Here is a 12,881-nt window from a genome sequence, read left to right as displayed (position 1 = left end):
TCGTCATTACCCAGTCTTAATGAATTAGCTTGCGCCTTTGAAAGAGTATCTGATTGATGGAAAGCTGGCGGCCCAGACTCGTGCCAAGGCCAAACTAAAGATATAGCAATTTAAAACTGCTTAATATTAGATAAATACAAAGTGGTTTGTCGGTGGCCTGATATGATTTAAATTAATTTATTTTTATTTCATAGGACAGACTTTCACTAATCCTCTATGGCTTTAGAAGTTTACTCATCAGCAAAATAGCATTGACCATCAAAACTTTACATGACCATTACACTATATAAGGTGTATGCAGCTTTTGTAACGTTTATCAGCGGTTCGAAATGAGTTGACCAACTCGTATACAAACCACTGAAAAGGGGGATTCAAAGTAGATTAGTTTGCCTACAACTAGGTTAACTCATTGTCTTTAGTTAGATCACTCTTGTTTTGGACTTTTCCTATACTGAGATATGGTCTTTCCAAATTCTGCTTTAAAACAATGACTAAAGTAACTTGGAGAAGAAAACCCAACCTCTTCAGCAATCTGCGCTATCTGTAACCCAGAGTTAATAAAGCCCAACGATTGTCTTAAGCGATATTTTCTTAAATATTCTGAGAAATTATGATCCAAAAGATGCGCTAATTTTCTGTTTAGTTGCCGTTCACTGATATGCATCTCAGAAGCAGCTATAGTCCGGCTAAATGCCTCATCTTGATAATGCTCCTCAATGATTTTCTCAAACCTCAAAATAAATTCGTGGTCAAGCTTCATCATATCATTTTCAGCACCCAGCACAGGTCTGGCTACACCCAGGTCTCTACCTAAACTTTGACGCAGCATTTTTCGGATAGAGATTAAGTTCTCCACCCTCAGTATCAGTTCATGATTATCAAACGGCTTACCAATATACTCGTCAGCTTGATATTTCCATCCCTCAAGCCTGCTTTCACTGTCACTCTTCGCAGTCAACATTATGATCGGGATATGACAAGTAAGTTGGTTCCTCCTCAACGTTTGAGTCAATTCATATCCGTTTAACTTAGGCATCATAATGTCAGTAATGATCAGGTCAGGGATCGAATCTGTCGATTTTTCAATGCCTTCAAGTCCATCACTCGCAGTCAAGCAATTATATGATGGCTCTAAGAGCTGTTGTAAAAACCCTCTTAACTCTGTGTTGTCTTCAACAATTAATACACTCAATTTTCCTTCTTGGTATGAATAAGGCACTGTGTGAAACTCATTGAACATGTCAGGTGTCAGTAAAGGAGTATTTACTTGCGCTGGCACGCTTGGTTTATGTGCTTCACTAAAGCATTCGCTGGCTACTTCACATTCGACAGGGAACAACAGTGAAAACTGACTTCCTTTACCTAGTGTGCTTTGCACTTTAACCCGCCCTTGGTTTGCGAGCATGAGTTCTTGCACTATCGATAAACCAATACCGGAGCCACTAACTAGCTCTGCATTTTCAGGCGGTGGTAAACGATGAAACTTGTCAAATATAACCGCTTGATCACGCGCATCTATCCCCATTCCATCATCTGAAATTGTGAGTACAAAAAACGCTTCACTTTTTTGAAAGCTCACTCGAACCTCACTTCCCTCTGAGGAAAACTTAACTGCATTAGAGAGTAAATTACTTACACAGATTTCTAAACTGTCAGACACCAAACGTAAATAGACCCCGTTCATACTCGAACAAGATAAAGTCATACCACGATCTGTAAGTGTAGGTGTATAAGATGCAATAATGGCGTTTAAGCTTTTCTCTACATCATATACAGAAAATGTATGTTGTGGCTTAGATTCTAACTTAACAAGCTGTAGTAATTGATCTACGAGGTTTTTTAAGATCAAAGTATTGCGTTTTGCAACCGCTAAGATTGCAACATGCTTAGATTGTTGTACCTGCCCCAATAGCTGCTCTATCGGGCTTAGTATTAAAGTTAATGGCGTTCTAAGTTCATGAGAGATTTGCGTAAACATATTGTTTTTTTCTTTTAATAAAGACTCTATCACATGATGCTTTTGCGCCAATTTTTCATTGGCTTCTTTGAGCTGCAACGTCTTTAAATTAACAGCTTTAGATAACTCGTTTGCTTTTAACTTAAGCGCTCTTTGTTTTAAGAATACGATGATCCAAACGAGGCAAATAACTATACAAAGGTAAATTCCGTAAGCAGGCCAAGTTCGCCAAGGGGGTGGCAGCACTTTTATATCGAGTGTACGTTCTTCCATTGAGTTGGCTCGCTTGACTCTTAACATGTAACTGCCCTCAGGTAGCGTACTGTACGTTGCAACCCGACTCTCTGAGCTAGCTGTTAACCAATCAGTATCAAGACCTTCTAGTTTATACTCAAATTGCTGAGTTTCTGGTTTATTAAAATCTAGCCCGCTAAATCGGATTGAAAACAAATAATCTCGATGTGTGAGCTCTAAGTATTGAGACTCTTCAAACGGGAGCTGTTTTTGATCCTCACGAGTTTGAACAGAATGGTTCACTTGATTGGCAATTCTAAGTTCAGTAAATATAGGTCTAGGCTGAACAATAGATTCAATATGTGTTTTTAATACGCTTGGACTGAAATAAGAAATGCCATTATGTGCAGTGAGATAAATACGTTCCTGATTGTCAATTTCAACCGTAACTGCCCCTTTATCTGTATACCCTTCCGTTTTTAATCCATCAAGTGAATCAAATTTGAGCACTGTCTGACTGTCAGGGTGGTATGCAACCAAGTCCGGACCGCCTATCACCCAAAGCGTACCATCTGCATCTTCTGTCACCCCAAAAATATGATTAATCTTTACTTTTTCTACTTTACTCCATTTTAAGGTATTGTTATCCAACAGCCATAAGCCACTATTATATGTTCCTCCCCATATCCTGTTTTTCCTATCAACATAAAGCTTGTCAATGAACGGTTTTACTTCACCGCTATAGTCAGTCGAAATAAACTGCTCTGTGTCTAAGTCGAAAAATGCAGGCTCCAAAGTGCGGCTAGCAACCATCAACGTGTTATTATCGATTTTAGCAATATCTACCACAAATCGTTCAGGCGCATATTGCTTAAACTCGGTTGTCTTTAAATCAAGACTAACCAGTCCATTATTTTTTTTCTGCCCACTGAGTAGACCTAACCAAAGCTTATTTTTATCTTTTTTATCAACAACTAATTTGGTGATTGTGTTAGATGGTATATCACTGTTACTTACATTGAAATGTGCTAAAATGTCACCTTTATCATTAATCTTGTACAAACCTTGCTTTAATGTCGTTATCCAGATATGTCCCTCTTCATCTTCATAAAACGACAGCGCATCCCAAATCTCAGTTGACACAAGTCTCGCAGTATTCAACTTAGCATCTTGTACAATCACTCCTTGCTCTGTGCCATACCAAAGCTTATCGCTGCGGTCTTGAAACATTGTACGTGTAAGAGACTGGCTTTCTGTATCCCAAACCTGATGGTTGAACACAGAAGCCGTTGCAGTTGATTGAAACAGCCCTGCATCAGACCCAATCCAAAGGCTTCCCTGTTCATCCGTACCTATAAAATTAACTACTTTAGCAAAGAAATCATGTTTATTATTTCCATCAACTCGCTGAAAATCATCCGATTTTTTATGATACAAATTTAATCCAGCACCATAGGTACCAACCCAAACCCTACCCAAGCTATCTTGATAGATTTCATTTATTGCGTTTGTAGACAAAGTCCGCTCATTATTTTTTTCTGACCAATAGCTTTTATATTTATCCAGTTGGGGGTTATAGACTGTCAGTCCATTATCTGTCCCAATCCATATCAGCCCATCTTTAGATTCAAAAATACTACGAACAATGTTATCTGCTAAACTGGGCGTGTTCTCTTTGGTAATTTGCTGCGTTTTTAATGAATCCAGCTCATGCAGGAAAACACCTTGCTTTAAGGTCGCAATCCATAATTGATTTTGACTATCCTCATATATATCCCAGACTGTTGCTTCTTCTGCGATTTGAAATGAAGGATCTATTGATGTTAATTTTTTTGAGTTAAAAATAGTATATTTAGAAATACCATCTAAGTGCCCAACCCACAGAGCACCTTTACTATCAATATAAAGCTTTAATATATGTGCATTGTGAGTTTCTTCATTAACAACATCTGCTTTTATCAATCTTTTTGAGTACTTATCGAGGTAAAGGAGTCCTTTTCCATACGTAGCTACCCACAGTGTACCAAAGTCATCAAACACTATGTCTATCACATCCTCTGTCGAATCAGCCTCAACAGAGTAATGTATGAATTCGAAACCATCAAAGCGAAACACACCGGTGTCAGTTGCTAACCACTTAAAGCCTAATGGCCCGGATAATACCTTTTTCACGTCACTAAACTTTTGACTTGTTATGTGAGTGAATGCAGGAGGAGTCAACTGCAAAGCAGCAGACACCATTGGTAAGAAAAATAGGTAAAAAAGCCATACTTGGATTATTATTTTCATTTTATTCTTATTATACTTAGACAAAGCCTCACCGCTAAAACTAGCAAATAAAGTCAAAAAAACCAAACTCTATAAGTTAATGATTTAAATGTTAATAAATATCAAAGTCTCAATTTTGTGAGTGATAGTCCTAATATTAATAACACAAAAACCCTGTATCAGATAACTTTAAAACATGTCAAAAAGAGAGCGAAAGAAAAACCCCTCTTAAATAAAAATGGAAATTCAAATACGGCTTAAATTTTTATTTCTGAATAAATTATAGGTCACTACTTCAAGTTAAACACTGACCAACACAGCCTACAAATTAAAGGCCATTAATAACCTTTATGACGTAGAAATAACTAAAAACTCAATAAACAAGGTATTATTATGAAACTTAAAATAAATAAAAAAGCAATTAAATCTCTTTCTAGCAATGCTCCAATTCAAAATACACAGACACCTAAAATAGGTGGCGGCGCAGGACCTGGCGCAAACTCTCACCTAAGCGTATTAAGCTGTGGTTGCGATTCTCGTGACATAACTATTTGTACATACACTTGCTATTAGAAATTATACTCTTACCTATTAAAAGCTGGGCTTAGGCCCTAATGCCGATCAGTTAAGAAATATTTTAATGATCAGTTGACTGATCTTTTCAAGGCTTCAAAATCCGATATCAGTTTACTGGTATCGGATTTTTTAATGGAATTGTCAGAAGCACTTGCACGTACATCTATCTCTCGTCTCACTGAATTTAAAAGCTTGGCTGATGTTTTAGAGCCAGAGATTATACAAGCCTGTTTAGATTCCAATGGTGTAGCAACATTGCGTAAACGCAAGCTCCCAATGGATGCCATGATTTGGGCAGTCATTGGTATGTCCTTGTTCCGAACTGAGTCCGTTCGTCAGCTAATTAATAAATTAGACATCGTCTTGCCTCAAGACGTGGACTATGTCGCTCGAAGTGCCGTCACTCAAGCTAGAAAAAAGCTAGGTAGCAATGTAGTACAAGATGTTTTTTACCGTACAGCCCAAACTTGGCATGACCGTGCGGAGCATCCACATTGGAATGGACTTAATATTTACGGTGTTGATGGTGTAGTTTGGCGAACGCCTGATAGCGCAGCAAACAGTTCGGCCTTTGCTCGAACGGCCAATAAAGCCAGTTATGCTGGTTATCCGCAAGTCAGAATGGTCTGCTTAATGGAGTTAAGCAGTCATCTCATTCTGGGGAGTGCCTTTGATAGTGTAAGTGAAAACGAGATGAACCTAGCGAGCAGGCTCATTAACCATATTCCAAATAACAGCTTGACGCTATTCGATAAGGGGTTTTATTCACTTGGCTTGCTACATGAATGGGAGCAAAAAGGGAGTAACACGCATTGGCTGCTCCCCCTCAAGAAAGGGACCCAGTATGAAGTGATTGATAGCTTAGGGAAGCAAGATAAGCGGGTTCGTTTGACAACGACGCCGCAGGCTAAGAAGAAGCGCCCTGACTTACCCGACTCTATAACCGTGAGATTATTGACAAGGCGAGAAAATATTATTCTGGACAGGCACTTTTATTTTTCCTTTTTTAGTGGAAATCAAATCACAGCAATATATTTCAAAACAATGGGATTGATTGATGGGCAAATCGGCCAAAGCCCAACTTATGGTAGCAATAAACATAACTTAGGAATATTTTCATTTGATCGAACAAGAGGAGTTTAGATTGAAAAGTACGACTAAAACTATTTTTTACTAACCAACCCCCTTATACCAATTCATGTCATTTTTAGCGGCATGTGCTCTTAATACAGTCTGCGAACCTGCAAAGTTACCGTAGTCACTTCCAAAACTCAGTGCCCTATCCAACCATACCGTTTCTTCAATTCTAAGTGATACTAGAATATTGGGTATATTCTTTGGTATGTATCCCCTCTTTTTGCGGTGAACATGACGACCCGTCCAGTCAACTAGCTCAAGGTAATCCAACAATGAGAAGGGTAATGTGTTTTCATGCTCTCTTGCGCCAAATGGTTTTAGTGAATTAGGTTGTTTGGTTTGGTGACTGGTTTTGTTGTTTTGGTTTGATTTTTTTGCCTTTGCTTTGGCATTTTGAAGGTGCTTTATACGCTCTTGAATCGAGGTGAAATCACTATCCTCTAGATTATTTGCCACCTTTGCTCGAATTGGGTTTAAGTCTACATAAGCCATACAGCTGAGCAATGCCGTTTCATCTAACAAGGCTTGTGATTTATATCGCCCTTCCCAGTATTTACCCGTGCAGTCATCTTCCTTGTTTGCTTCTCTTGCAATGAACTCATTGAGGTTTTTCATGAACCAGCTAATGTCATACAGCCGAGAACGCCACTTTTCTACTAACTCAGATACAAGCAATTGCTCCGCTTCACTGAGAGCGTCACCGTTTAGTTGTCTATCAATGACTGGACTACCTTTGTATAACTTGTACCACCTAGCTATCACCTCATTATCTGACCAACTAAGTGCTTGCTGTCTATTCACTTTAACCACCAAATGATAGTGATTACTCATGATGGCATAAGCCGCTATATCAATGGCAAATACACTGCTCAGCAGCTTCATTCGCTCTACTAACCATGTCCGTCTATGGTCAAAGTTTTTACCTGTATACGCATCTTGTCCACACAAAAAAGCACGGCGTACACACCGCGCTATCAAGTGATAATAAGATGTCGACGACAAATCTATCAGTGCGTTCCGTGCTCTTGTCATTCCTATTCAACTCAACTTTTAACTGGATATTTAAACAGTAGTTAAGTAACGCAGTTTATGCAAAGAATTTGTGCCTGTCCTTTATTGTTCTCGCTTTATTGTTCTCGTCCTTTATTGTTTGTCCTTTATTGTTTTTTATTGTTCTCCTCTTGGATGTAGGTCGGCACAAGGCGCGCAGCACCGCCATCAAACAGAAATTATGAATTTACTCAAAAACAATCCGACTTACCGCACTGTCTCATCATATACATGATGGTGTAGCTTCGCTCGTCAATGTTCAGGAAGTTTCGCCCTTAACAGGGAGCTAATACCATTTTTCAATAATATAATCAGGAATAAGATCAACAGGTACTTCAAACTTAGTTTTTTCTGGTATCTCAGGCCTGTCAAGTGGCGATTCCATTTTGGTTTTTAGAACCACTTCAGATCCTTCAACTGCTTTTTTAATATCCATACCATATCTGATCGCCACTATGCTGAGCAACAACGCAGGTATACATATAAAGTGATTATGATCTAGCGCTTCTTTTAAATACTTCGCTTCATGTTTATGGGCTGCCAGCATATTCTGGATACCATCAACTACAAGTGATAAATTACCATCTAAAACTCCTTTTAACGCATTAACAAAGCCCGACTTTATATATTTTTCATTCTTTTTATTTTCAATTTTCTCTAAGCTAGGTATTAATGCTTTTACACTGTCAGCATTCTTAAGCCAAAGTTCTACAAAAGCAACATATACCTCTGAAGGCGCCTGCAGCCTAGAACTTGTGACCCCCAGTTTAGATATCACATATGCTGATTCATTAGCCTGTTCATAATCCCCAACCAAAAGTGCGAATATGAAAAGTGCGTACTGATGAGAGTGATCTTGCTCAAATAAGTTGGCCCCCACCGAGTTTTTAGAATTCGCAATCACCTGGCTGAATGCTTCTTCGGCTTTGGCGTTTTGACCAAGAAGTTGTAACAACACACCTCTGCCAAAGTAACTACCCGCTAACGCGCCATAAGACCAAGCTTTGCGCTCAGCAATCGCATCTTCAGGCACCAAAATATTTATCATCCCTTCATTTGAGCCTAATCGATACTCAAGTTCCAATTGTGTCTCGTGTGATAAACCTTTCATTTATTTCTCACATCATTAAAGGAGGGCCAACGGCCCTCATATTTAAGATTAATTTTTTATTGGCAGTTCTATAATAACAATTTCATCAATTTGTGAAGAGCCTCCAACACCTAACTCAGGGTGAGTCGTTAAACCTTGTGTAACCCCTGCGCCGACATGTCTGTCCTTCACGACAGTGTACCGAGTTTTTACCTTTCCTTGTTGAAAAGCAACAAAAATTTTCTGCTTCTCAACATTGCTTAATCCAGACGTGCGCCCTAGAGCCCCTCCAACCGATGTTCCATTACCAAACAAATAAGCATTCGTCAGCTGGCGGTTTCCTGTTGATGTACTTAAACCTGACAGCCCTGCATTGCCGCTTCCCGATACAAATTTAGTTTCGTCGATTATATAGTTGCCATTGGTGTCTTTGAAAATGTTATCCAGACCGTTTGCCGATGGATTTCCACCACAGAAAACACAAGAAAGTCCCTGTGAACGAGCATACATTTCTGATGCGCTTTCACCAACCAGCCCTTTGTTTGCTTTTGTTAAATTATTAGGGTCTAAGCCTAGGCTCTTCACAAAGCCATGACCATCTTGTAAGGCAACATTGGTAAAGCCCATATCATTTCGACTGGCTTTGGTGACAACTGAATTCCAACCACCATGTAGCGTCTGTAAACCTGCAGCACTGATATTACTGTTTTTGTTTAACTGAGCTAAGGTTACATCTGCATTTGGCATCACCTGTTCAAAGGCATTTTTATATTGACTTAGATTCGCCACATCAAAGTAACTATCAGCCACTTTGTATCCCGCTTTACCAATATCAAATAACGGAATAAAGCCAACACCAGCAAGAGCAACATCAGAGAAACTGCCATCATTAAACACAAGGTCAAAGGTAGTAATCCCTAAATTTCTAACATCACCAACAAAAAATAAATCCGCGACAAAAGCAGAGCCATCATTTACACTCTGTAGCAACGGATCATCCCAGGTTTTTGTGCCAAACTCCCCCATCAATACGCCATTAAGTACTGCCTCACCAATATTAACCACATCGGTAAACCAGGTATCATTCGTTTGCTGTAAGTCCATAGGCTCAAATGCCTGTTTACCACCTGCATTACCGCCATTGATTAAATAACCAGCCGCACCTGTATTAGGGTCTAATACAATGTAACCAACACCGTTCCACTCACCAATTAGCATCTGCTCCTTCGGAGTGATAACTATTCGACCACTGTTTACAGCATTGCGCATACTGGTTTCAATATTTGCGGGCATGTTGATTTCAGCAAGTGCCGCATCAACATTACTTGCTTTTACGACGTAAATTGGCACTTCATGCTGCGCTGCAAACCGTAAAATCGACATGGTTGAGTTAGATGGCCAACCAAGTGTTTTCTCAAATACCGCGTGCTCTAAACCCGATGCCGCAATACCAGTTGCAAACAGCACTGCTGCTCTATCAACACGCTCACTTTCCTTATATGAGAATATGCTATACACATTTCTTGGAGCATCAATACCCCTGCTACCAACTGCCATACGGTATTGACCATTAGGCTGACGCTTTGCCGTCAAGTCAATTGACATCAACGCCTCAGACACTTTATGGTAAATCATGGCACCAGAGCCAGAGCTGACATTGTTAATCGCATTATCTAATTGCTTGTAATATGACAAACCCAAAATATGCATTAGCTGACCAGAGTATCTTTCATCCATTGCATCGTTTCGGTACAACTGTGAAGCATTTTCTAAGACTGCCAGCTGCTCTTCAAAATACGTATCACTAATATGCTGCGGGTCTAATGCAATAGCATGAATACCACCAACCGTAATATAGTGAGTAGCCGAACCATCGTTCTTTGAACCATTAAAAAATGTTACTGTAACTTGTTGATATTCACCTAGACTAGCCGCAGAACCTCTGGCTAATACAGTACCATTTGACTTTAATACTGGTACAAGTTTGACTTCTTTATATAGCAGACCAAGTACACCACCATTTGCTGTAATCTTATTCTTGTCGGTGGTAGTGGCACCTTCATAACTCAAGGTTAATCGGCTTCCAATTACATCGCGTAAGTCTACTGTATGGTTGATCCCTGCGACCGTTACTTTGATGCGGTGCTTATGATTTGTGCTGAAAGATTGTGACTCGCTCGCAGAGCCAACTTGTTGGTATGGGAGAGCATGACCAAAGCCATTGTACATATCTTTTACTGGCTTTCTTTGCTGAACAACATCTTCGTAGCTTAATAACCGATTCGCACTCAGGTAATTTGCGATCATATCTTGAGAAGACTCAGAAAACTCTTCAGCTATCTGAATGTCTGGTATCATAATCCCATTGGGGTTGTTAAGCGCACCGCTATCGCTTAACCCATTCAGTAAACTGGACGGATTTACCCCAGCCAACGCATTTAAGTTAAACTTATTTGGAATAGTATGCGCTTTAAAAGAGGGATCGACACTCACCCAGGCTGATGATGATGTTTCTTTCACTTTTAACCACACGTGGTTAAACTGTGCAATGACCAATTTACCAGTTGAGTCTACAGACCCTGATACCTGATAACCTGAAGTATGTAAGATATGTGCGGCTTCCATCGCGTTATCAACACCAACAAACTTCTTCAATTGCTCACCCGACACTTGAACACGACCAAATACATATCTCCAGTCATGCACCAGAGCATTGTTTGCTATCACGGCAGCATATAAAGACGCCAATTCAAATGGGTTACCTGACTTATCCTTAGCAACCATTGATGGACCCTTAATCGCTCCGTAGTAATATGGATAAGTCTCATACTGGCTCAGCATTTCGTCCAAGAAAACACTTGCACTAGTTGCAGTCGGACAACCTTGAGCACACAAAGTTGCATCAGTGGACTGTACGCTTTCGTTTCGAATATCAAGCATCTGATGCGATGAATCAGAATGAAGGTACAATCTTGAGTTAGACTTTAAATCAAGAGGAACTATATGCACTGAATTCGGCAACTGACCTGAGTCTATTGCTCTAAACGGCTCTAGTTCTCCATTTGCAAATTGATGAGCTTGCTCATCAACTATTTGTGAAGCAGCAGATGCTCCAGAAGCTGTAAGTATTGTAAGCAGTGAAAGCGCCCTCACAAACGGCTTTACACCTTTAAATTTAAAATTCATTTTTTGATCCTTAAATAAAATCAGGCAACTAATCCTTGCCCAAAAAAAATTAAAAAAATGTGTTTATTTTTTAATCTTCACCTCCAAATTAAGACAAAAAGGTCCCGCTTCGTCAGAAATGACAAAGTATAAATAAATTAATAAATTTGAATTATTTAACAGTGGCTATTTTATTTATTCATAAGAAATAAGCTAAAAACACCGTCAACGTATATGCTTTTTTAAATCACTGAGTTAATTTGGCTCCGCTACGTTTATTTCCTAATAGTTTCACTAAGAACATAAGAAATAAAATCATGAAACCTAAGTAAGGAACGAAAAGAATTGAAATAATGATTGCAATTATTGATAAAGCTAAGTTCACAGCTTTGAAATGTGACTTTTTAATCATGTAATAGCTTATAGCTATGATAAATACATAGGATATTTGCGCACCAAAAATTTGCCATATATCTACCCTCGCTAACACATCTGTAGATGTAAAAATATATAACCTAGTACCAGTAAAAAACAACACCGAAAATGCCAGATAACCGGTCGCCAAACTTACATCACGGAACATACTAACTCCCTAGCTTGTTAATGATTATTTTCATATGGTTAAATATTAACCTCATTTACGTTTGGATAAAAGATAAATTTGTATAATTTTTGTTTAAAATTTGAAACGTAAAATTTAACTTAACATTTCATTCTGCTACGCCAGTTTTAGATCGACCTTTATAAAAGCAAGCGCTTACTACAACCAAAAATCAGACAAGATAAGATTTAAAAACACTGGTTAAATATCATGACACCGAAAATTAGGGTATTCTTTCGACATAACCAGCTTCGACCAAATCAATATTGTTAAGCGATGCAACGTAAATAGTCAAAATACGTGTTCATATGAAGAGATTTTGGTGATACCCCAAAGACAACGCTGCCTGAGATACAGCTTCGGACGCTTTAGTGGATGTGTTATAAGCCTTTTTTGGCGGGTAAAATGAAAGTCCATATAACCTAACATTATAAACGTTCATTATATTTTAATCCAAATAAAAACAACCATTCGTAAAGTTAAAAAAGTTTATTGAAAGTCATGAAAATAGGAAAAGAAAATCAATCTACAAAAACAAAGAATTTGGAAAGCTAAAAAACCATGATAAATTCGGGGTCATACCAGTTATTTTGGACAGGCACTTTTTTTCTATTTTGGACAGGCATTTTTTCCTTTTTAAGCGAAGTTCAAATCACAGCAATATATTTCAAAACAGAGAGCTTTATTGTTAGGCAAAGCAACCAAACTCCACCTTATGGTAGCAATAAACATAACTTAGGAATATTTTCATTTGGTCGAACAAGAAGAGTCTAGATTGAAAAGTACGACCATCACTATTTTTT

At 38.7% G+C, this 12,881-nt stretch carries 6 protein-coding genes and 1 pseudogene; 2 read left to right on the top strand and 5 right to left on the bottom strand.

Translation table 11 applies throughout. The features are described from left to right. Positions 1–424 precede the first annotated feature (424 nt). Entirely contained in the window at positions 425–4,480 is a 4,056-nt protein-coding gene (locus S4054249_RS06780) for a hybrid sensor histidine kinase/response regulator transcription factor (protein WP_046358119.1), read from the bottom strand. 372 nt (positions 4,481–4,852) lie between these two features. Here S4054249_RS06780 and S4054249_RS06775 point away from each other — a divergent pair, with 372 nt between their 5' ends. Both S4054249_RS06775 and S4054249_RS06770 read left to right on the top strand, forming a co-directional pair. Then, complete coding sequence (locus S4054249_RS06775) at positions 4,853–5,032, top strand: hypothetical protein (protein WP_046358118.1); 180 nt, start codon at positions 4,853–4,855, stop codon at positions 5,030–5,032. Positions 5,033–5,167: 135 nt separating this feature from the next. Further along, a pseudogene (locus tag S4054249_RS06770) lies at positions 5,168–5,998 on the top strand (IS4 family transposase); the annotation flags it as partial. Between the two features lie 210 nt (positions 5,999–6,208). On the opposite strand, the gene S4054249_RS06765 reads toward S4054249_RS06770, so the two are convergent. The 4 genes from S4054249_RS06765 to S4054249_RS06750 all read right to left on the bottom strand — a co-directional run bounded on the left by S4054249_RS06765 (position 6,209) and on the right by S4054249_RS06750 (position 12,060). After that, entirely contained in the window at positions 6,209–7,204 is a 996-nt protein-coding gene (locus tag S4054249_RS06765) for a transposase (RefSeq protein WP_187301385.1), read from the bottom strand. A gap of 304 nt (positions 7,205–7,508) precedes the next feature. Further along, a complete protein-coding gene (locus S4054249_RS06760) occupies positions 7,509–8,333 on the bottom strand; it encodes a hypothetical protein (protein ID WP_046358260.1) in 825 nt (274 codons plus the stop codon). A gap of 48 nt (positions 8,334–8,381) precedes the next feature. Beyond that, positions 8,382–11,498 carry a hypothetical protein gene (locus S4054249_RS06755; protein WP_046358259.1) on the bottom strand — a complete coding sequence of 1,039 codons (3,117 nt, stop codon included), beginning with the start codon at positions 11,496–11,498 and terminating at the stop codon, positions 8,382–8,384. Between the two features lie 226 nt (positions 11,499–11,724). Beyond that, entirely contained in the window at positions 11,725–12,060 is a 336-nt protein-coding gene (locus tag S4054249_RS06750) for a hypothetical protein (protein ID WP_046358258.1), read from the bottom strand. Between the last annotated feature and the right edge of the window lie 821 nt (positions 12,061–12,881).

Origin of the sequence: Pseudoalteromonas luteoviolacea (genome assembly GCF_001750165.1) — a bacterium.
Taxonomy (GTDB): Bacteria; Pseudomonadota; Gammaproteobacteria; order Enterobacterales; family Alteromonadaceae; genus Pseudoalteromonas; species Pseudoalteromonas luteoviolacea_G.
Note: the sequence above shows the minus strand (reverse complement) of the source record. Positions and strands in the feature narration are given on the sequence as shown.